The following is a 22,656-nucleotide window of genomic DNA, read 5'->3' as shown; positions in this document are numbered from 1 at the left end:
CTTCATAAGCTCATCCTGCCGGCTTGGCTTGCTCCGGTCCTGCACCATGGGTGCTCCCTACCGCTGCTGCCGCATCTGCTGCGGCATTCGAAGAAGTATTCGGAGTTCCCTCACCTTCCGTTAGCGCCGGGTGGATAATAGCCCGATAGGCTCTGTCCCCGGACAGGGTGCCTCCGTCTAGACCGATCAGTACTTTGGTAGTCGTATATTCGATGCCGCCGAGCTCAATTCGGACTGCATCCGGTTTCAAGGCGAGCATGAAGGCTGCTCCGCGGTTCACGCCGCGATAAGGAACGAGCCGCAGGCGATCCTGCCATTCAAATTCCTCCATCCCCAGATCCATAATCAGCCGGTCAGGCTCTCCTTCTACCAGCCGCTCGCTCCATCCCTCCGGCAGGAACGATTCCCAGAGCGAGGCCTCCATGACCATTACGGGTGTACGAGTCAAAGGATCGCTGAGCTGATTGCCGGTATCCAGTAGGCCTCTGCAGCTTATTTTCACGCTTCCGATCCAAACCGTTACCTCTCCCAGGAGCGTTTCCCTGCTCTCCATTTTGCGTTTCGTGGTCTGAACGGCCTTAAACCCGAATACAACTACAAAAAAGGTAATACACGCAGCCCAAAACCCCACTTTCAGCTCGAACGATAATCCCCCGGTTGCCGTATACCATATCCCGCTAAACAGCTCCCCCGAATTCTGAACCAAATAATGAACGCCGATAATTCCCCCGGCCGCAGCGAAATTGACCATGTAAAAGGCGCCTAAATGGTGAATATAGCTTTGCAGGCTGGTAAAGCCGAATGCGATCCACAGCATCAGCAGGGACAGTCCAAATTTGATCAGAAAGGTGTACAGAAAGGAAAGCTCCGGGACAAACATCATGACGACATAGAGAGCCCCTGCCGCGGATGACAAGGCAAGCCTCCACCACTTGAGCTTGGTCCTTCGCATCCAGGCCGTCAGCGCCAGCAGGACCCCGTCAATCAGCAGGTTCACGATAAAAATCAGATCGATATAAACAACCAGGATCTTCACCCGCCTAGTCTGAATTCCTTTTTCGCTCTTTGTTCGCTCGGATGCGTCTGTTCTTTTCAAGGCTTTGGGAGATGCTACTAGTATAAGAAGAATAGGGATCAAAGTCTGTCTAAACCTGTGGGCCGTTCGCAGACTTTTTTTGTCGATGGAGGGCAGTTTTTAGAGACAGGGATACGGTGCACGGGAAGCCCGCCCCGCCAATGCCGGGTGGACGGCGTTACAGGCTGCTCTGGGACGGCGCTTTGAGCCGGATGATCTCGTATAAGCGATATTCGCGAAAGTCTGACACTGGAGGGCTCTTCCTAAAACTTGCGGCGGATTTCATAACAAAAAAAACCTGCGCTTTAGCCGCAGGGGCAACAAGCGCAGGCTTATTCGTATTAATCATTATTACGCGAACGATTTCGAAGGAATGTAGGAATATCAAGCTGGTCATTGGTGCTCTGATTCCCGAATGGTCTCAGATTCACATTGCCCTTGTCGGAGGCCGGCTGCTGTTCGCTTTGCGGCATCGCTGGGCGCCGTCCCGGCGGTGTCGGCATCGGCTTGCTCTCAAAACCGGTCGCAATCACCGTTACCTTGATTTCTTCCTTCATGCTATCATCGATGATGGCACCGAAGATCATGTTCACTTCCGGATCCGAAGCGGAGGTTACGATCTCGGCCGCTTCATTGACCTCGTACAAGGAGAGATTGTTTCCTCCGGTAATATTCATGATGACGCCGCGTGCGCCCTCGATGGACGTTTCCAGCAGCGGGCTCATGATGGCCTTGCGGGCCGCCTCGGATGCGCGGTTCTCGCCGGTCGCCATTCCGATTCCCATCAGGGCCGATCCGCGTTCTGTCATAATCGTCTTCACGTCGGCAAAGTCGAGGTTGATGAGACCCGGTACCGCGATCAAGTCGGAAATACCTTGAACCGCTTGGCGGAGAACGTTGTCCGCTTCACGGAACGCTTCCAGCATCGGAGTCTTCTTGTCCACAATCTCGAGAAGCCGGTCGTTTGGAATGACAATAAGCGTATCCACCTTCTCCTTCAAAGCCTCGATGCCCAGCTCTGCATGAGAGGAACGCTTGCGTCCTTCAAATGTGAAAGGGCGGGTTACGACGCCGACCGTCAATGCTCCGCATTCCTTAGCGATTTCAGCAATGACAGGAGCAGCTCCGGTACCCGTGCCTCCGCCCATACCGGCGGTCACGAATACCATATCCGCACCTTTTAAGGTGTTCATAATCAAATCGCGGGATTCCTCAGCGGCTTTTTTGCCTACTTCCGGGTTGGCGCCGGCTCCGAGTCCTCGAGTCAGCTTGTCCCCGATTTGCAACTTGTGTTCGGATTTAGCAAGATGGAGCGCTTGGGCATCCGTATTTACCGTAATAAACTCAACGCCCTGCACGCCGTTTTCAATCATTCGGTTGACGGCATTGCTTCCGCCGCCGCCAACACCGATTACTTTAATTTGAGCTAAGCTCTCCATTTCGAAATCAAATTCCAACATCTATTCCATCTCCCCCTCAATGTGCGTGGATGGCACGTCCACAGTCAAATGAATCCGCTATATAAACTCGCTGAACATTTTTTTCAAGCGTTCAATAAATCCCGGCTTCTGGCTGGTCTCCTGAGTTGCTGCGACAGGATTTTGCGGCTTAGCGCGGTTCACCGGTTTCTTGCTATTTCCGCTGTTGCTGCTTCCTCCTGCACTGCTGCGCACTCGGACATTCCGGATTGCATTATGGAGGATGCCGACTCCGCTGCAGTATCCCGGATCACGCACGCCGATAAAATCGGGAACGGCAATCCGAACGGAAGTCGCCAGCTCGTTCTGTGCCACCTGCAGCACACCAGGCATGGACATCGTGCCCCCGGTAAGTATATAACCACCCGGAAGCTCATTGTAACCCAGGCGTTTGATTTCCTGACGCACCAGCTGGAATATTTCCTGAACCCGAGGCTCGATGATGGCGGCCAGGTCCTCTTGGTTAAACTCCTTGTCCACATTGCTTCCGATCCTCGTTACTTTAAACGTAACTTCAGGCGCAGCGCTCTCCATGAGCGCACAGCCGTATTTCAGCTTGACCTTCTCCGCCTGATCGGTTAACGTCCGCAATCCGTACGCAATGTCATTCGTCACGAAATCTCCGCCTACCGGCAGCGTGGAGGTCGCTGCAATGCTTCCCTCTTCAAACACCGCAAGCGTCGTTGATCCTGCGCCTACGTCCACGAGCACCGAGCCCATCGTCTTCTCGTCCTTCGAGAGAGCCAATTGGCCGGCGCCTAGCGGAATCAGCACAAGATCCTTGACCTTCAAGCCTGATTTCTCCACGCATCGGAGCAGATTATGTATTGCCGTCTTCGCGCCGGTAATGATCGTCGCTTCAACCTCAAGCCTTACACCAATCATGCCACGAGGGTCGGAGATTCCTTCTAACCCGTCTACTACGAATTGCTTTGCCACCACATCGATTATTTCCCGATCGGGAGGAAGCGCCACAACCTCCGCGGCTTTCAGCACGCGGTCGATGTCTTCTTCCCCAATCTCGCGATCCTCGTTCGATACTGCCACAACGCCGTGGCTGGATTGAAGTCCGATATGATTACCGGATATGCCGACATATACTTCGGATATTTGAATACCGACCATACGCTCCGCATGATCAACAGCGTTGCGAATGGATTGTACGGTCTGGTCGATATCTACGATTGCACCCTTACGAATTCCCTCCGAGTCGGCAGATCCAACTCCAATAATATTAAAGGTTCCATTATTAACTTCCCCAATAATAGCACGAACTTTGGATGTACCGATGTCCAAACTAACAATGATGTCATTGTTGCTCAAGCTCTGGCACCTCCTGTTTAACAAAATAAAGTCGTCATTCAAGATTTACATTTTTACTTATTCAACATGGAAGGGGCTATCCCTCTTTTTTCTACATTATTTTTACTGCCAACATTTACTATTGAGAGCCGTAAAACACATAAAATATAAATGAGAGCCCAATGTTGTCAATACTTTCAATTGTACCATTTATTCCTACGCCTGAGTAGGGGGTTATTCCCCTTCCGGAGCCTCTTCTTCAACTTCTTCCTCGAAAGGTACGTAGGAGTCAGCTTCCAGCATCGTTATGATACCCGGCTGTTCCAATTCCGTCACTTGATTGAGATACTCCACCTTATCCCGAAGCAGCGAAATGGAGGTGATGACTTCGAACTTGGAGCGCGTGTACAGCTTGATCCTGTCCGGGAAGGAAAGCGTGGGCGAAGGCATAATCTCCGAAATGTCGGAGGTCATGCTGCTCGGTATTTCGGCCAGCACCTGGCTGAGCTTCGCCTTGTTCGGATCGGCCGGGTCCCACTTGGTCAGAATCGGCTTTTCTACGGCGATTCCGCTGGCCGCAACGGGAACCGAAGTCCCGCTGGACAGGATAGCTTGAAAATCGCCGTCGGCGGACAGCTCATAGGCGACTGTAGGATACTCGGTGATCACGATGCTGATCTCGCCGGGAAAGCTCTTATTCACCTCAGCGGATTTAATCGTGCCGAGCTCGGCTAATCGCTGCTTGACCTCATCGGGATCGACTCCGAAATACTGCTCTCCGATCCGGAGTCCGCTTTGCTCCATCAGCTGCTCTTTGGTATTCAGTGTATTGCCCTTGATTTGAATCTCAGAAACCTGGCTGATCGGCGAGCGAAAGAATAGAATCGTCAGCAGGGCTATGAACAATAGCAGCAGAATCCATATAATCTTTCTCGCCGCCCTCGGTTTGGGCTTGTCCTGTTTCAGGACAGGTATATGAGTATTAGACATATCCTCTCTCTCCATAAAGACCTGCCACCCCCTCCGCAAGGAGGGGATGACCAGGACCTCAATTGGCTAAATCAAGCGGCTTCGGTACGGAAGTCTGGCGGTAAATACGCGCTCCCAAGCCTTGGAACATGTTTTCAATCCGATCATAACCGCGGTCGATGTGGTGCACTTGCTCAACCACCGTCGTCCCCTGCGCAGCCAATCCGGCGATGACTAGAGCCGCACCTGCCCGCAGGTCGGTTGCCTCTACGGTCGCTCCATAAATTCGCTGAACACCGCGTATAAAGGCATAGTTCATATCCGTGGAGATATCGGCTCCCATCCGGGAAAGCTCCTCCACATGCTTAAATCGTCCTTCAAATACCGTTTCTTTCATCACGCTGAAACCATCCGCTACAGACAGCAGCACCATCACCTGGGACTGCAGGTCGGTAGGAAAGGAAGGGTACGGCGAAGTCACGATTCGTTCCACCGCTTTTGGACGGCTCATGCAGCTTATGTTTATTATATCATTGCATACACTGGTTTGAACACCGGCGCGCTTCAGCACATGCATAAGGGAGGTCAGATGGGACGGATTCGTCTTCGTCAGCGTTACGCTCCCCCGGGTGACGGCAGCGGCGATCATAACGGTTCCCGCCACGATCCGGTCGGGAATAATCTCGTATTCGCAAGGCGTCAGGCGCTCCACGCCGTGGATCGTAATGGTATCGGTTCCCGCCCCGATGATGTTAGCACCCATTTTGTTCAGAAAATGCTGAAGATCCTGAATTTCCGGTTCCCTTGCGGCATTCGAAATGACCGTTGTGCCGTGCGCCGTTGCCGCTGCCATCATGATATTCTCGGTTGCTCCGACGCTGGCAAAATCCAGATGAATATCCGTTCCGACCAGCCGGCTGGCTCTGCAATGGATTTTATCGCTGCTTTCCTCGATTTGCGCACCCAGCGCCTGGAGCCCTTGCAGGTGAAGGTCGATCTTCCGCTCCCCGATCGCGCAGCCGCCTGGCTGATAAATGGTAACTTCACCGAAACGGGCCAGCAGAGGTCCCATCAAGAAGATGGAGGATCGCATCTGCTTCATTAAATCTTCCGGGACATGAAACGAATTGGCAGACGAGGTATCCACGGTAACCGTCTCCAGCTCGTGCTTGCATTTGGAACCGAGACGGCTGAGAATGCTGAGCATCACTTCAATGTCCAGCAGATGCGGGACGTTGCTTAATTTCACGGTCCCCTCTGCAAGCAGACTTGCGGCCAAAATAGGCAAAGCTGCATTTTTCGCACCATGGATACGTATGGTTCCTGATAGGGGCCTTCCACCCTCAATCACCAATTTGTCCAATGTATCACCTCCGAGTTTACCGCTCGCCTAGAACATACACCTCGGGTACCATATGAATTCCGTTCTTCTTCGCAATGGTCTCCTTGATATGCTCAATCAAGGCGAGCACGTCCTCTGCTGTCGCTTGACCGGTGTTTTCGATGAAATTGGCATGCTGCAACGAAATTTCCGCCCCTCCGATCCGCAGCCCCTTAAGACCCGCTTCTTCGATCAACCTCGCGGCATGGTCGCCGGGCGGGTTGCGAAATACACTGCCTGCCGTTGCCGATTGGAGCGGCTGCGTGCGCCGGCGGCGGTCCTTATAGGAAGCCATCCGAGCTGAAATTTCTTTGCGGTCCCCATACTGGAGCTCAAATACCGCTTCCGTCACAATCCCTTTTCGTTCGTGCAGAATGGAGTGCCGGTAATCGAACGCCATATCTTTGGTAGCATACGTAACCAATTCCCCTGTTTCCAGTACAATGTCAGCGGACTTAAATATGCGTGACACATCAGACCCGTGAGCGCCTGCATTCATGTAAACGGCCCCTCCGACCGATCCTGGGATGCCTCCGGCGAATTCAAGACCCGATAATCCTTGTTTCCCGGCCAGAACACTGAGCTTGACGAGCGACAGGCCGCCGCCTGCCGTCACCGTCTCCCCCTCGAAACGAAACTCCTCGAAGCCCTGGCCCAGCTTGATCACCGCTCCCCGAATGCCCTTATCGGATACCAGCATGTTCGAGCCGCGTCCCAGTTGTGTCCAAGGAATGCGATGGGCATGGAGAAGGGCGACCAGCTCAGCGAGCTGCTCTTTATTCTCGGGAACAACTAGGCAATCGGCTGGTCCGCCTATTTTCCAAGTTGTGTATTTGGCCAGCGGTTCATTCCATAAGACGGCTCCGACATTGGCTTCAGATAGTAGCGATTTCCACTGCTGCATTGTAAATAAACCTCCCTTGACTTTCAAAACAAAAGGCCATTCCCCCGAAACTGGCGGGAAGATGGCCGCTGTCTGTAATGCCGGCCTCATGGGTGTGTCACGATTATAGAGTATCTTATGTCAGGCTCCATAGGTGTGTGACAATCGCCCAGCCGATTTAGCGTTTACCGGTAAGCCGGCGGATTTCCTCCACAATGACGGCAGCGGAATCCGGTTTCCCGAGCTTTCGGGAAGCCTCGGACATCGACTTCCGGACATCGGGGCTTGTCATGATTTCCTCAAGCCGCCCAAACAAAGTTTCCGCGGTAAGGTCCTTCTCAAGGATCATCCTCGATGCGCCTGCATCCTCCAATTGTCTGGCATTGGCCTCCTGATGATTGTTGGTCACATTGGGTGACGGTATGAGGACCGAAGGAATGCCGAGCGAAGTGATTTCGGCCAGAAAGGAAGCTCCGGCACGGTTTACAATCAGGGAAGTCGCAGCAAGCACTTCCGGCATGTTATGAACATAAGGCATGATATGAAGATGGTTCGGCATCGTGCCGAGGCGGCTGCGTATCTCCTCGCGCGTGCGCTCAAAATAAGTATCGCCCGTTACGAACACAAAATGAATACCTGGCAGACGGCCGATATGAGAGGCCATGCCGATCATGGCATCATTGATCGCCTTGGCCCCCCGGCTTCCGCCGACGATCAGAACGACCTGACTGTCCATCGGGATGCCAAGCGAAGCAAATCCACGCTCACGATTGGCGGATTGGACCGTCGTCGCGCGTGGATTCCCTGTATACACCGCTCTTTTAGCTTTGGGGAAGGCCTTTTCGGAGCCCTCGAAGCTCACCGCTACCGTATCCGCGTAGCGGCTCAAAAACTGATTCGTCAGCCCGGGAATCGCATTCTGCTCATGGATCATGGTCGGAATCCCTAATTTTGCAGCTGCGTATACGACCGGTCCGCATACGTAGCCGCCGGTGCCGATCACAACATCGGGCTTAAACTGCGATAGCACCGCTTTCGATCGATGGACGCCTTTGAAAAAGCGCATGATCGTTTTCACATTTTCAAACGACAGCTTGCGCCGAAAGCCCGTAATATCAATGCTTTCAAACGGGAGCTTCTCCTGGGGCACCAGCTTGCTTTCCAGGCCCCGCTCCCCGCCGATATATAAAAATTCCGTCTTCGGATCTTCCAATTCACATTGCCTTGCAATGGCGACAGCCGGGTAGATATGCCCACCCGTCCCGCCGCCTGTTAATACGACACGCATACTGTTCACCTCGCATAACGGGAAATATTTAATAGAATGCCGAGCGCGGTCAGCATCAGTGTCAACGAGCTTCCTCCGTAGCTGATCAGCGGCAGCGTAATGCCGGTTACCGGCATCATTCCGATGACAACGCCGATATTAATGACAACCTGAATCGCGACCATTCCGACAATCCCTACGGAGAGCAGGCTGCCGAAGCCGTCCGGAACCGTCATGGCGACCCTCATGCCTCGCCATACCAAAGCCGCGAACAACAGCAGCACGATCAGCCCGCCAATGAAGCCGAGCTCTTCGGCCAAGATGGAAAAGATAAAGTCGGTTTGCGGTTCAGGCACATAAGCATATTTCTGGCGGCTCATGCCAAGACCGAGGCCGCCAAGGCCGCCGGGGCCGATTGCATACAGCGACTGAATGATCTGGTAGCCGGTCCCGAGCGGATCCGACCATGGATCGAGAAAGCCCGTAATCCGCTTCAACCGGTACGGAGCCGTAAGGATTAGTCCGGCAAAGCCCGCGACACCGCCTAAAGCAAGAAATCCCAGATGCTTCATTCGCGCACCGGCCGTGAACACGATCATCATGGCAGCCCCGAGCATAACCGCGCCGGTGCCGAGATCCGGCTGCAGCATGATCAATCCGAAAGCAAGGCCGATCAAACCTAGCGGCGGGAGCAGTCCCTTGCTGAATGAAGTAATATCATAGTCTTGTTTGCTGAGCCACCGAGATAGAAACAGAATCATCCCTAGTTTCATAAACTCGGAAGGCTGAATGCCGAACGAGCTGATGCCGAGCCAGCTTCTCGCGCCGCCCCGAACGACCCCGATCCCCGGGATCAGAACGATAACGAGCAGGAAGAAGCAGACGAGCAGCACCAGCTTGCTGTATTTCATCCATACTTTATAGTCGATTTTGGAAGTGAAATACATGGCCGCAAGCCCGAGGCAAGCAAAAAACGCCTGCCGTTTCACAAAATAAAACTTATCGCCGTAATCATGGAAGGCGAGCACGGAGCCTGCGCTGTATACCATTACGATCCCGATGGCCAGCAGGGCCAAAATGCATATAAGCAGCCACAGATCGGGCGCCTGGCGGTTCTTGTTCATGGAAAGGCCACCTCGTACATCCTTAGTAGGGGCTTATCCACCCCCCTACTTAAAGGTTATGCACCGCCTCTTTAAAAATGCGTCCTCTGACTTCAAAGGAAGGGAACATGTCCCAGCTGGCGCATGCCGGCGACAGAAGAACAATATCGCCGGGCTCGGCAAGCCGGGCCGCCTCCTGGACAGCCATAGTCAATGTATCGGCGGCGTCCTTTCCATTATCGACGAGGATAATTTGCTTTAACCCGGCTTTTTCCGCCGCAGCCGCGATTTTCTCCTTCGTCTGGCCTAGGAGGACGACAGCCTTCACCCGCTCTCTAAGAGAAGGCACGAGCTCCTCGTAATCCGAGCCGCGGTCAAGACCGCCTGCAATGAGCACGATGGGCTCCTTGAACGAGGTTAGCGCCATGTTGGTTGCTTTGGAGTTTGTCGCCTTGGAGTTATTGTAATAGGCAATGCCGTCCCGCTCGTCAACGAATTCAAGCCGATGCTCTACGCCGCGGAAGCTGGACAATACCGGCTCGAGTCTATCCGGACTCACGCCGGCCGTAATTGCGATTGCCGAAGCCGCGAGCGCGTTCCCGACATTGAATCTGCCGGGCAATCCGATGTTCTCCACACGGATGATCTCATGCGTAAAGCCTTTTTCGTCCGTATAGACGACAGTCCTCTCCGGCTCCTCGCCGCCCGGCATTTGACCCTCAGCCCCGTATGGCGGCATCACGTAAACACCTTCACGAAGGACTTCGTTCATCGAGAATGGCAAAATGCGGGCCTTGATATACGGGACGAGGCTCCTGCACACGGGATCATCCCAATTGAGCACAGCGGTATCGTCCGCCGTCTGATTCGCGAACAGCTTGGCTTTGGATGCGATATAATCGTCCATCCCGCCATGATAGTCAAGATGCGTTTCAGCTATATTCAGCAGCGCGGCGATGCGCGGCCGGAAATCCTCGGTTCCTTTGAGCTGGAAGCTGCTGAGCTCCACGACCATCCAATTGTCCGGATTCGCCTCCTGGGCGGCCTCCGACAGCGGTGTGCCGATATTGCCCGCAACGATCGGGGACAGACCGGCGTCCTCCAGCAGCTGACCGACCCAGGTCGTCGTCGTTGTCTTGCCGTTGGAGCCGGTGATGCCGATCATCGGCGCTGCACAAATATGATAGGCGACCTCTACCTCGGTTACGACCGGAACTCCCAGCTCCATTGCATTCTGAACAGGAGGAACCGAATAAGGAATGCCGGGATTTTTGACGAGGAGCGCCACGCCGGGATGAATCAAGTCATCCGGATGCCCCCCGCAAATAACAGAAATGCCCAAAGCTTCGAGCTCCGACGCTTCGGGACACTGCTCTCTTTCTTTTCGATCATTCACCGTGACCTCCGCCCCGGCTTTATGCAGTACTTTGGCTACTTGGACGCCGCTTCTGGCAAGTCCGAGTACAACGACGGTCTTTCCCCGGTATTCATCTGGATGCTTCATATGCTACAACCCCTTGTTGATATAGAGCCCGAGTCCCGCCAATACCAGTCCCACGGCCCAAAATGTGATGACGACGCGCCACTCCGACCATCCGGACAGCTCAAAGTGATGGTGGATCGGGCTCATCTTGAAGATGCGTTTGCCTCTTGTTTTGAACGAGATGACCTGGAGCACGACGGAAAGCATCTCGATGACGAATACGCCTCCGAGGATAAGGAACAACAGCTCGCTTTTCGTCACGATGGCGATGGCTCCGATCGCGCCCCCGATCCCCAGCGAGCCTGTATCTCCCATGAACACCTTGGCCGGATGCGCGTTAAACACCAGAAACCCGAGCACCGCGCCGATCATCGCCGCCGCGCAGAAGGCCGCCGCGAACGAAGTCGACTGGATCGCCACAATGGCATAGGCTCCGAAAGCAATCGCACTGACGCCGGATAACAGTCCGTCCACACCGTCCGTGAAATTGACCGCGTTGCTGATGGCCATCATCATCAGAACGATGAACGGATAATAGAACCACGGCCCCCAGTCGAATGACCAGTTCATCCCCGGTACCCCGATCGCCGTGCTGTGTCCGTTGGAAATGAGCAGCCAGCACATGATCCCCGAGAACAGAAGCTGTCCGAACAGCTTCTGCCGAGGGGTCAGTCCCAACGATCGGCGGAATACGATTTTAGTATAATCATCCAGAAATCCGATCAGGCCAAAGCCCAATGTTGCCACTAGAAGCACATAAAAGTCGGTATCGACCGGCGAAAACTTGATAAACGTCAGCGTGAACGCAAGCAGAATGACGACGCCGCCCATTGTCGGCGTACCTGCTTTTTTGAGGTGGCTTTGAGGACCGTCGTTTCGCACTTGCTGTCCGAACTTCAACCTGCGAAGCAGCGGAATCAGCAGCGGGGCCGAAATGACAGCCAGTATAAACGCTACACCGATGGTCAATAACAGCAGCTGAAAGTCCATAAGCTCACCCCCTCACTCCGTTGTTGCCGCCAGGCAGAGCTCTAAGCGCATCGACCACATGCTCCAGCTTCATTCCCCGCGAAGCCTTCACCAATACGATGTCCTTCTCGGTCACCCGCTTCAGCAGCTCCGTTATAAGCTGTTCCTTGTCCGTGAACGCAAGAACAGCCCCGTCCGGGTAATTCGCCTTTGCCGCCTCCGCCGTGTGCTGAGACAATGGACCGTAGGTCAATACGAGCTCCACTTGATCCGGCGAAAGGTAGCTTCCGATCTCTTCGTGGAATTCCCGCTCGCGCTGCCCAAGTTCAAGCATGTCCCCAAGAACGGCAATGCGGCACCGGTATCCCTTCATGTCGCCCAGCACATCGATCGCAGCCTTCGCGGCCGTCGGGCTGGAATTGTAGGCATCGTTCAGCACCGTCACCCCATGGTTCGTCTCAATCGCCTCGATCCGCATGCTCGTCAGCTTGAGACCAGCGAAGCCGCGGCGAATCTCCTCGTCGCTGACGCCCAGATGGGTCGCTACCGCCATGGCAGCCAGAGCGTTGATGACATTATGGCGTCCGAGCAGCGGAAGGCTGAAGCCCTCGCCCTCATACCGGTTCGAGGTGAACACAATGCCGCGGGCGTGAAACATCATGCCTGTCGGATAAGCGTCATTGGTGTCCCGGCTGCCGAACGTAAAGGTGTTCATGGACGCCGGCTTGACCGTTCCCGGCTCCTGCAGCACCTGATCGATCAGCGGCTCATCACCATGGTATACCAGCAATCCGCCGGGCTTCATGCCGCTCACGATTTCAAGCTTGGCCCGGGCAATCTCTTCCCGCGAGCCGAGCTGAAGCAAATGCGCTTCGCCGATATTCGTGATAACCGCGATATCCGGGCGCGCAATCGAAGAGAGCAGCTCAATCTCATGCCGGCCGCTCATCCCCATCTCGAGCACCGCGATATCCGTATCTTCCTTCATCGCAAGCACCGTTAACGGAAGACCGATATGATTGTTATAATTGCCCTGCGTCTTATGAACTTTGTAACGGGTTTCGAGGAGCGCGGTCACCATGTCCTTCACGGTTGTCTTGCCGTTGCTGCCAGTGATGCCGACCACCTTGGCGCGGCTCTCTGCCAAATAAGCGGCTGCAAGTTTCTGGAGAGCCGACAGCGTGTCATCCACAAGGATGACAGGACCGTCAGGGACCGGCCCATGATCCCGCTGCCATAGCAGCGCGCCGGCGCCGGCTGCAAGCACAGCCGCCCCGAATTGATGTCCGTCGAATTTTTCGCCGACAATCGGAACAAACAGATTGCCCGGCTGTATCGTGCGGGAGTCGGTTGCGACTCCTTGAATTACAATATCGTCGTCTTGGTTTCGTGAGAGCGTACCGCCGCACATGTCGGCAATGCTCCGCAATGATTTATGGATCACTATTGTCTGCCCCTTATCGCGTCTTTGGCTACGATGCGGTCGTCAAAATCAAGCACTTCGCCCGCAATCAGCTGGTAGGTCTCATGACCTTTCCCCGCAATCAATACTACATCGCCCGGGCTTGCCATTTCAATAGCCTTTTGAATGGCTTCGCGGCGGTCGACAATGAGCTTGTAGCGGTCTTCGGACACGCCGTCCTCAACCAATCCCGCCTCAATATCCTTAAGGATCGCTCCCGGGTCCTCGGTTCGCGGATTATCCGAAGTAACAAGCACGATATCGCTGTATTTGGCAGCGATCTTACCCATGATCGGCCGTTTGGTGCGGTCACGGTCGCCGCCGCAGCCAAACACGGTCAGCACCCGTCCTTCCGCAAATTCATTGACCGTCCGCAGCACGTTTTCGAGCCCGTCGGGCGTATGCGCATAATCGACGATCACCGCATACGGCTGGCCCTCATCGACAACCTCAACCCGGCCGTCGACACCCGGAACGGATTCCAGGCTGCTCTTAATGTCCTCAAGCGGAACGCCTTCAAGCAGCGCTGCAGCAATGGCAGCCATCGCGTTATATACATTGAACTTGCCTACCATCTTGATGGATATATCCGTGCTTCCTCGGAAGGTATCCACATGGAACGACGTGCCCTGCGCAGTAATCGCGATGTTGCTGGCCCGCACATCCGCCTGCTCGCCGAGGCCGTAATAGATGACTTCCGCAGCCGTCTGCTTGGCAAAATATGCGGAAGCCTCGTCATCGGCATTCAGGACCGCATATTTGCGGGACTGTTCGTCCTTGGGAAAAGCGTTGCCAAGGCGGGAGAAAAATAACCCTTTGGCCGCCCGGTATTCTTCCATCGTATGATGATAGTCAAGATGATCCTGCGTCAGGTTCGTAAATATCGCGGTGCGGAAATCCGTGCCCTTGACGCGTCCCTGCTCCAGCGCATGGGAGGAAACCTCCATCACGCAGCACTGCATGCCTGCTTCGGCCATCTCGTTCAGGTTCCGCTGAAGCTCCAGCGCTTCAGGCGTCGTGCGCGGCATTGGGAACGACTTGCCGGCGTATCGCATCTGAATGGTTCCGATCAATCCGGTCTTTAAACCATGATCATTCATGATTTTCTCGATCAGATAGGTGGTCGTTGTCTTGCCGTTCGTTCCCGTCACGCCGATGATCTTCATCCGCGAGCTAGGCTGATTGAAGAACGCATTGGCCAGCCCGGCCATCGCGAATCGGCTGTCCTTTACGATGATCTGGGGAAGGTGGATGTCAAGCTTCCGCTCCACGACCAGGGCAACTGCGCCCCGCTCGGCAGCCTGGGCGGCAAAGTCATGGCCGTCCACGGTATGACCCGGAAGGCATATAAACAGATCGCCCGGCTTTACTTCCCGAGAATCAACTTGGATTCCGGTAATTTCAACGTCACCGGCGCCGTCGATCACGGCGGCTGCCAGCACGGATGATAATTCGTTCAATTTCATGGATATCCCTCTCTCTATATATCCGTATCATCCGGCACGGCGTCTATCCGGATGATACGGCTTAATGTTCGTGTTTCGCTTCGTCCGGAGCCTCGCCCATGTAGATACGGATCGTGGATCCCCGCTCCACTCGGCTTCCCGGCTTCGGCGCCTGGGAAATGACCGTGTTGCCGGTCCCCGACTTGGCCAGGTTAAAGTTCATGTTCAAGTCCTCGTAGAGCTCCTGAACCGTCGCTCCAACCAGATCCGGCACGGTTACGGTCGGCACTTCCCCATATTTGTAATCGCGGGGAAGCTGATCCTTCCGCGGCGGAATATTCATATAGTGCAGCGCATCCTCCAAGATGTTCTGCACGATCGGAGCCGCAACCACGCCCCCGAATTGAATTCCCTTCGGATTGTCGACCGCGGTATACACAACGATCTCAGGATCGTCCGCCGGCGCGAAGCCGATAAAGGATACGATATGCTCGGTGGAGGAATAACGTCCGTTCACGACCTTCTGGGCCGTCCCGGTCTTCCCGCCGACGCGGTAGCCGTCGATGAAGGCAGGCCGTCCGGTTCCTTTGGCCACGACGCTTTCCAGCGCTTCGCGGACCTGCTTGGACGTCTCTTCCGAGATGACCTGCCTCACCATCTGCGGCTTCACTTCCTCCACCACCTCGCCGGTTTCCGGATGGATCCATGCCTTGGCCACATAAGGTTTGTAGAGCTTGCCTCCGTTAATGGCGGCAGATACTGCGGCCACCTGCTGGATCGGAGTCACCGAGACCCCCTGGCCGAAGGCCGTCGTCGCAAGCTCAACGGGCCCGACGTTGTCCAGCTTGAACAGGATGCCGTTCTCCTCCCCGTTCAAATCGATCCCCGTCTTCGAGCCGAAGCCGAAATCGCGGATATATTGGAACAGGCTTTCCTTGCCGAGCTTCTGGCCGAGTGCCACAAAGCCCGGGTTGCAGGAGTTCTGGACGACTTCCAAATAGGTCTGGCTGCCATGTCCGCCCCGCTTCCAGCAGCGGAGGCGAGCGCCCCCAACTTCGACTGCGCCTGAATCAAAGAAATGATCATGTTTCAGATCCACCTTCCCCTCTTCCAGCGCTGCGGCCAGCGTGATGATCTTGAAGGTCGACCCCGGCTCGTACGTCATCCAGATCGGAAGATTCCGATTGTACGTCTCGGGGGAGAATTCCTGATAATTCGCTGGCGAGTAGCTCGGACGGCTGGCCATGGCCAAAATCTCGCCCGTCTTCGGATTCATGGCGATGGACCAAGCCCCATTGGCCTGGTATTTCACCATCGCCTGATCAAGCTCCCGTTCCATAATGGACTGAATCGATTTATCGATCGTCAGCTCCAGATTCAAGCCGTTACGCGGTTCCTTATACGTCTCGGTGGAGCCCGGCATCAGCCTGCCCCCCGCATCCGACAGGTACGAGATATTCCCGTTGAACCCTTTCAGCTTATCGTCATGCTTCGCTTCCAAGCCGGTAAGTCCCTGATTGTCAATTCCCGCAAATCCCAGAATATGTGCGGCAAGATCGCCGTATGGATAATAACGCTTGTTGTCTTCGGCAACAACGATACCCGGCAGCTTCAAATCACGAATTTCCTGCGCCAGCTCCATCGTAATTTTACGCCCTCCGGGTTTGATTTGTTCCACCATGGATTTCCGTTTGGTAATGGCCTTCTTCACATCGGCTTCGCCTACCCCCAACATCCCGGAGAGCGTCTTGGCTGTTTCATCGGGGTTTTGGATCTGCGCCGGAATGGCCCATATGGTCGGCGTCGTGATGTTGGTTACAAGCGCGGTGCCGTTTCTATCGAGAATCTCGCCCCGCTTCGCCGAAAACGGAATGGCCCGGCGCCACAGCTCCTCTGCTTTCGCTGACAGCTCCGCGCCCTTTCCGATTTGGACATACCCCAGCCTGACGATCAATGCCGAGAACAGCAGGAGCAGCAGCAGCAGGCTCCAGAGCAGACGGCGCCGCTGTGATACCTTGGATACTTTCACCTTAAGCTTCCCTCCCCGTTTGAACCCGAAAGCTCATGAAATGCCTTCATCACATGAGTATTCGGGACAAACCGGGGATAGAACAAGCTATTCCTTGTCCTCTTCGCTTCCCGCCGCCTGGTCGGCGGCATCGGTTGCCTTCTCTTCTTGAGTTGCGGTTCCGGATTCAGCTTCGTTTTCGTTTTCGTTTTCGGTTTCGATTTCAGCTCCGGTTCCGCTGTCGCTTGCCTCCGACTTATCCTCGGCAGGCGTCAGTGTCAGATGCACGGTCCGCTGGCCGTTCTCACTCGTTTCCATTTGCTTGGTAACGTAGCCTTCGCCCTGGACCATGACCTTGACCCGCATCAAGGTCAGAACCTCCATCGCATCGCGAAGCGACTCGCCCTGCAAATTCGGAATTGACATCGTTGCTTCATCCTCGGTCAAGAGATAGATGCGCTGCGCGCCGCTGATCGGCGTGCCTGGCTCCGGAAACTGCTTCTTCACGGTGCTTCCGCTGCCGAGCGTCTCGAATACAACGCCCTCCTCGAGCAGCTTGGCCTTCGCTTCGCTTACCTTCATGCCCGTCATTTTCGGAGCTTCATAAGCCCCGTCGGGAATTACGGTCTCCTTCGACTTGCCCTTCTCCTCTGCATTCGATTTCGGGACGCCCCAGTAAGTCAGCGACTTGGATACGATCTCTTTGAAAATCGGGGCAGCGAGCTTACCTCCACCGACTTCCTCGTTCGGCTCGTCGATAATGACCAGGACGGCGATCTTCGGATCCTCCACCGGCGCGTAACCGATAAAGGAGACAACCTGTTTGGTCGTATCCTTATAACCGCCAGTGGATTTAACGGCAGTACCAGTCTTCCCTGCTACCCGGTAACCGTCGATATATGCCGCGTGCCCCGTACCTTTGTCTTCGTCGGCAACGACCTGCTCGAGATATTTGCCGGTTTCCCTGGCTGACTCGGGCGAGATGACCTGGCGGACCATCTCCGGCTCGATCTTCTCGGTCTTGCCGGTGTTCGGATCCTCGATCTCCTTCACCAAATGCGGCTTCATCAGCTTGCCGCCGTTCGCGACGGCCGAGATGGCCGCAATTTGCTGGATCGGCGAGACCGATACGGCATAGCCGTAGGTCATGGAGGCGATATCCGCATCATAAGTCATATTAAGGATGCTGGAGGTTTCGCCCGGAAGGTCGATGTTGGTCTTTTCCGCGAAGCCGAATTGCTTGATATAGTTGGTGAGCCGCTCCTTGCCAAGCATTTCGTACCCCAGCTTGACGAAGGCCACGTTACTCGACCGCTTTACGCCTTCCAGATACGTAATCGGCCCCCATCCTTCCGGACGGATGTCTTTGTGGGTTCGCCCCCCGGCCCGGATGGTACCTGACTGGTAAGCTGCATTCGGGTTGAACAGCTTCTCCTGGATGGCGCTGGCCAAGGTGACGATCTTGAAGGTCGATCCCGGCTCGTACCGCGATCTTACCGCATGATTGTAATAGTTCTTATATTCCGATTCCCAGTATGTATTGGGATTATAGGTCGGCAGGTTCGCCATGCCGAGGATTTCTCCGGTCTTCGGATCCGCCGCGATCACCGTCATGCTGATCGGCTTGTATTTGTCAAACGTTTCGCGCATCGCGTCCTCGATATAATACTGGATTGTATCATCGATCGTCAGCAATAAATTTTTCCCATTTATGGCAGGCTGGTATAAATCATCCTGGCTCGGCAGCTTGACGCCCTTCTTGTCGCTCTTGTAGGAGGCAAACCCATCCTTGCCCCTCAAATAGTCGTCGTAAAAGGCCTCAATTCCGCCAATCGCTTCTCCCTGAAGATCCGTATATCCTACGACATGCGCTGCCAGCGTCCCTTGCGGATAGAAGCGCTTCTGCTCCCGCTGGAGCCCGATGCCCGAATCGGCGATCTTGCCGGCCTTCTTCAGCTTCTCTTCCAAGCCCGTTCTCAATTCAACGACCTTGTCCTTGGTCTCCTCATCGATCTTCCAGCCCTCGCTGCGGACCTCGCGTCCGAGAAGGTATTCTCCCTTATCGTTCTTGGCCCGGACCATTTCCCGAAGCTCGTCCTCATCCTTGCCGAGAATGTCATGCAGCCCCTTAACGACATCCTCCTCCAGGCCGTTCGCCTGAATGACCTTCGGATTGACGACCACGGTATAGGCCGGCGCATCCATGGCCAGAATGTCGCCGTCCCGGTCCATGATCGTCCCCCGGGATGCCGGGAGATCCTGCGAGCGGGACCAGCGCTTCATCGCTTCCGCCTTCCAGAAATCGTTGTCGATGACCTGCAGCCAGAACACCCGACCAATTAATAAAGCAAAAAAGAGGGTTATACATCCCCCTATTAGCACGGTGCGCAGTTTGATTTTTTTAACCATTGGCGTAACCTCACACTTTAATCATTTTGTCCGGATTTCGAAGCCTCTGTTCCGGATTGTCCGGAAACCGGTGACAAATGAATGGCGTCTGTTTCATCAATGGGCACGTAGCCAAGCTCTTTTGCCTTGTCCAAAATTTGCATCTCCAGCGTCTGCTTCTCGACTTGAAGCTGTGTAACCGTCCGTTTCCCTTCTTCAATCTTATTCTCCGTTACATGAATCTGCCGATTCAAGTCATAGGAATGAACATGGCTCATGCCGATCACGCCCATGACGACAACCATGAATACCACGGACAACAAATACAGAAGCTTTTCTTTCTGGGGTAACTGGGAACGGCGTTTGATGACTTTCGTCTTCTCGAGATAGGCGGACTGCGTTTCCTTCTGTCTCTCCTGTACAGCCAAATTACCGCGTGTGTATGCCATGGCGATTCTCCTTCTTCAGGTATAATGTGTGCTACTGCTTTTCTGCAATTCGCAGCTTCGCCGATCTTGCTCTTGGGTTGCCCTCAATTTCCTCCGCCGACGGTATGATCGGCTTGCGGTTCACCAGCTTCAGATCCCCCTGGCCGCCTCCGCATACGCACATTGGAAAATCCGGAGGGCAAGTGCATTTAGGAATATACGAATTGAAAATCTGCTTGCATATCCGGTCTTCCAGCGAATGGAACGTGATCACGGACACTCTTCCCCCCGGGGCGAGGCATCTCACCGCCTGATGCAGCGCATCCTGGAATGCGCCAAGCTCATCATTGACCGCAATCCGGAACGCCTGAAAGCTGCGCTTCGCCGGATGGCCGCCCGTACGTCTTGCCGCTGCCGGAATTCCTTCCTTAATTAATTCGACAAGCTCTCCGGTTGTCTGAATAGGCCTCTGTGCCCTTCTTTCCGCAATGACCTTGGCGATGCGGCGCGAAAATTTCTCCTCGCCGTATTCGTGCAAAATTCGCGAAATCTCCTGCTCCGGCCACTCGTTGACGATCGTTGCAGCGGTCAACTCGGCGGATTGATCCATCCGCATATCCAGCGGCGCATCGTGATTGTAGCTGAACCCTCTCCCTCCCTCATCGAATTGGGGAGAAGACACGCCCAAATCAAAGAGTATACCGTCAACTTGCGGCTGTTCGTTCCCGCCTGGCGTCGTTTCGCTCCGGAGCACCTCCTCCAGATCCCGAAAATTCGTCTTGACGAGCGTAATCCGGTCTGCGTAAGGCTTCATTACTTCCCGGGCATTATTCAATGCCCAATCGTCCTGATCCAATGCGATCAACCGGCCTTTCGAACTTAGCTGGGAAGCAATGAGCGAGCTATGCCCCGCGCCTCCAAGCGTACAGTCAACGTATATACCATCTGGTTTGATGCGCAGCCCTTCTGTCGCTTCTTGCTTAAGCACCGTGATGTGATGGAACAAAGCTGCAGCCCTCCATTGTGTCTGAATTCAACATTCTAGTCGTTTACATTTGCTGCTCAATCGTCAAGTACTACTGCAAGCCGTTTAAAGATCGAAATCAAAATCGACCAGCTTCTCGGCGATGTCGTTGAATGTCTCCTCCGACTGCTCGTAGTACTTCTGCCACTGCTCCTTGCTCCAGATCTCCACGCGGTTGGATACGCCGATAACGACGCACTCCTTCTCCAGCTTGGCGAACTCGCGCAAATTGCCCGGCAAATTTACCCTTCCCTGTTTATCCCATTCGCATTCGGTTGCCCCGGAAAAGAAAAACCGGGTGAATGCGCGGGCATCCGACTTCATGAGCGGCAGGGATTTGAGCTTCTGCTCCATAATGGACCATTCTTCTCTGGGGTATACAAATAGGCATTGGTCCAATCCGCGGGTAACAACAAACGAGGCGCCTAAGAGCTCCCGAAATTTAGCGGGGATGATGATTCTTCCCTTGTCATCAATGCTATGCTGAAACTCCCCCATAAACATCAGGCATTCCACCCCTTAACCCCGTTTCCCCACTTTGCACCACTTTCCACCACTTTAGGATAATAGATTCGGCGTCAAGAATCAAATTCCTTCAAGCGGGATTTTGTTTTTTTGGTTATTTCTCTCAAGATGACCGCACCAAAAAACCTCCTTCCAAATCCCTGCCGGGAATGGAAGGAGGTTCTCAAGTGTTAAGGTGCCGTATAGGTTTAATGCTGGGCCCAGCTATCCAAGTAAGCTTTCTGCTCAGCGCTCAAGCTGTCGATTTGAATGCCTAGACTTTCCAGCTTATAAAGTGCCACTTGCTCATCCAACTCATAAGGAACGTTCAGCACCCGCGTACCGATCTGCTGATATTGTTCATTTACATACTTCAGGGACAGCGCCTGAAGCGCAAAGGTCATATCCATAATTTCAGCCGGATGGCCGTCGCCCGCTGCCAGATTGACGAGGCGGCCTTCGGCCAGCAAGTAAATTTTGCGTCCGTCTTTCAGATGATATTCCTCAATATTGCGGCGAACGGTGCGAACCGACTGGGCGCGCTCGGCCAAATCCGGCTTGTTGACCTCCACATCGAAATGTCCCGCATTCGATAGGATGGCTCCGTCCTTCATGACATCGAAGTCCTCGCCGCTGATTACGTCGCGGTTGCCGGTTACGGTAACGAAGAAATCCCCCAGCTTCGCCGCTTCGCGCATCGGCATCACCCGGAAGCCGTCCATATAGGCTTCAACCGCTTTAATCGCATCCACCTCGGTAACAATGACATTGGCACCAAGACCTTTGGCCCGCATCGCAACCCCTTTGCCGCACCAGCCGTAGCCGACGACAACCACTGTTTTTCCAGCCACGACCAGATTCGTCGTCCGATTAATGCCGTCCCATACGGATTGGCCCGTACCGTAGCGGTTATCGAATAAATATTTGCAGTATGCATCATTGACGGCCACCATCGGGAATTTTAGCGCCCCTTCTTTCTCCAGGGACTTTAGTCGCAGAATGCCGGTCGTTGTTTCTTCCGCCCCGCCGCGAACCCCTTCAAGCAGGTCTGTGCGCTCAGCATGCAAAATCGTAACGAGATCGCCGCCGTCATCAATAATGAGATCGGGTCTCGTCTCCAATGTCGAGATGAGATGCTGTTTATATTCTTCCGGATCGGGATTATATTTCGCGAACACGGTAATGCCGTCCTCCACCAAAGCCGCGCACACATCGTCCTGTGTGGACAGCGGGTTGCTGCCGGTGATGGTCACTTCGGCTCCCCCGGCCTGAATGACTTTTGCAAGATAGGCGGTCTTCGCTTCCAGATGCAAGGAGATGGCGACCTTCAAGCCTTTGAACGGAAGCTCCCGTTCGAACTGCTCCCGCACCCGGTTCAGTACCGGCATGTGCGCCTTCACCCAGTCAATCTTCAAATGACCCTCCGGCGCCAACTTGACGTCGGCGATGCTGCTGTTCTGTAATGCAGATGAGCTCATACAACTAAC

Annotated in this window: 18 protein-coding genes; all 18 read right to left on the bottom strand. The window is 54.5% G+C overall.

Annotated elements, in window-relative coordinates; all coding sequences use genetic code 11:
- Positions 1-10 precede the first annotated feature (10 nt).
- Entirely contained in the window at positions 11-1,027 is a 1,017-nt protein-coding gene (gene spoIIGA, locus J2Z18_RS21070; RefSeq protein WP_084046871.1) for a sigma-E processing peptidase SpoIIGA, read from the bottom strand.
- 389 nt (positions 1,028-1,416) lie between these two features.
- Entirely contained in the window at positions 1,417-2,535 is a 1,119-nt protein-coding gene (ftsZ, locus tag J2Z18_RS21065) for a cell division protein FtsZ (RefSeq protein ID WP_007129473.1), read from the bottom strand.
- A 57-nt stretch (positions 2,536-2,592) separates the two neighbouring features.
- Positions 2,593-3,876 carry a cell division protein FtsA gene (gene ftsA / locus J2Z18_RS21060; protein WP_007129472.1) on the bottom strand — a complete coding sequence of 428 codons (1,284 nt, stop codon included), beginning with the start codon at positions 3,874-3,876 and terminating at the stop codon, positions 2,593-2,595.
- A 213-nt stretch (positions 3,877-4,089) separates the two neighbouring features.
- Positions 4,090-4,845, bottom strand: coding sequence for a cell division protein FtsQ/DivIB (locus J2Z18_RS21055; protein ID WP_007129471.1), 756 nt, complete (start codon positions 4,843-4,845; stop codon positions 4,090-4,092).
- Between the two features lie 58 nt (positions 4,846-4,903).
- A complete protein-coding gene (murA, locus tag J2Z18_RS21050; RefSeq protein ID WP_007129470.1) occupies positions 4,904-6,187 on the bottom strand; it encodes a UDP-N-acetylglucosamine 1-carboxyvinyltransferase in 1,284 nt (427 codons plus the stop codon).
- A gap of 16 nt (positions 6,188-6,203) precedes the next feature.
- A complete protein-coding gene (murB, locus tag J2Z18_RS21045) occupies positions 6,204-7,109 on the bottom strand; it encodes a UDP-N-acetylmuramate dehydrogenase (protein ID WP_007129469.1) in 906 nt (301 codons plus the stop codon).
- A gap of 157 nt (positions 7,110-7,266) precedes the next feature.
- Entirely contained in the window at positions 7,267-8,376 is a 1,110-nt protein-coding gene (gene murG, locus J2Z18_RS21040) for an undecaprenyldiphospho-muramoylpentapeptide beta-N-acetylglucosaminyltransferase (RefSeq protein WP_210095273.1), read from the bottom strand.
- Between the two features lie 5 nt (positions 8,377-8,381).
- The gene (gene spoVE / locus J2Z18_RS21035) at positions 8,382-9,479 is read right to left on the bottom strand and encodes a stage V sporulation protein E (RefSeq protein WP_028406602.1); all 1,098 of its coding nucleotides are present in this window, start codon (positions 9,477-9,479) and stop codon (positions 8,382-8,384) included.
- A gap of 49 nt (positions 9,480-9,528) precedes the next feature.
- Entirely contained in the window at positions 9,529-10,962 is a 1,434-nt protein-coding gene (murD, locus tag J2Z18_RS21030; protein ID WP_210095272.1) for a UDP-N-acetylmuramoyl-L-alanine--D-glutamate ligase, read from the bottom strand.
- A gap of 3 nt (positions 10,963-10,965) precedes the next feature.
- Complete coding sequence (mraY, locus tag J2Z18_RS21025) at positions 10,966-11,931, bottom strand: phospho-N-acetylmuramoyl-pentapeptide-transferase (RefSeq protein WP_007129465.1); 966 nt, start codon at positions 11,929-11,931, stop codon at positions 10,966-10,968.
- 4 nt (positions 11,932-11,935) lie between these two features.
- Complete coding sequence (locus tag J2Z18_RS21020) at positions 11,936-13,354, bottom strand: UDP-N-acetylmuramoyl-tripeptide--D-alanyl-D-alanine ligase (protein ID WP_210095271.1); 1,419 nt, start codon at positions 13,352-13,354, stop codon at positions 11,936-11,938.
- The gene (locus J2Z18_RS21015; RefSeq protein ID WP_007129463.1) at positions 13,354-14,838 is read right to left on the bottom strand and encodes a UDP-N-acetylmuramoyl-L-alanyl-D-glutamate--2,6-diaminopimelate ligase; all 1,485 of its coding nucleotides are present in this window, start codon (positions 14,836-14,838) and stop codon (positions 13,354-13,356) included. Before J2Z18_RS21015 ends, J2Z18_RS21020 begins: the two co-directional genes overlap by 1 nt.
- A gap of 61 nt (positions 14,839-14,899) precedes the next feature.
- Entirely contained in the window at positions 14,900-16,846 is a 1,947-nt protein-coding gene (locus J2Z18_RS21010; protein ID WP_007129462.1) for a stage V sporulation protein D, read from the bottom strand.
- A gap of 87 nt (positions 16,847-16,933) precedes the next feature.
- Complete coding sequence (locus J2Z18_RS21005) at positions 16,934-19,234, bottom strand: penicillin-binding transpeptidase domain-containing protein (RefSeq protein ID WP_210095270.1); 2,301 nt, start codon at positions 19,232-19,234, stop codon at positions 16,934-16,936.
- 17 nt (positions 19,235-19,251) lie between these two features.
- Positions 19,252-19,662: a cell division protein FtsL gene (locus J2Z18_RS21000; protein WP_077565021.1), complete on the bottom strand. Its 411-nt coding sequence runs from the start codon at positions 19,660-19,662 to the stop codon at positions 19,252-19,254.
- Between the two features lie 31 nt (positions 19,663-19,693).
- Positions 19,694-20,647, bottom strand: a complete 954-nt coding sequence (rsmH, locus tag J2Z18_RS20995; RefSeq protein ID WP_210095269.1) for a 16S rRNA (cytosine(1402)-N(4))-methyltransferase RsmH — start codon at positions 20,645-20,647, stop codon at positions 19,694-19,696.
- Positions 20,648-20,731: 84 nt separating this feature from the next.
- Complete coding sequence (gene mraZ, locus J2Z18_RS20990) at positions 20,732-21,169, bottom strand: division/cell wall cluster transcriptional repressor MraZ (protein ID WP_007129458.1); 438 nt, start codon at positions 21,167-21,169, stop codon at positions 20,732-20,734.
- Between the two features lie 209 nt (positions 21,170-21,378).
- On the bottom strand, positions 21,379-22,647 hold the full coding sequence (locus J2Z18_RS20985; protein WP_144878354.1) for an adenosylhomocysteinase: 1,269 nt from the start codon (positions 22,645-22,647) through the stop codon (positions 21,379-21,381).
- Between the last annotated feature and the right edge of the window lie 9 nt (positions 22,648-22,656).

This window comes from Paenibacillus lactis, assembly GCF_017873605.1.
Taxonomy (GTDB): Bacteria; Bacillota; Bacilli; order Paenibacillales; family Paenibacillaceae; genus Paenibacillus_AQ; species Paenibacillus_AQ lactis.
The sequence above is the reverse complement of the archived record's forward strand: the minus strand, read 5'-3'. Positions and strand labels throughout refer to the sequence as shown.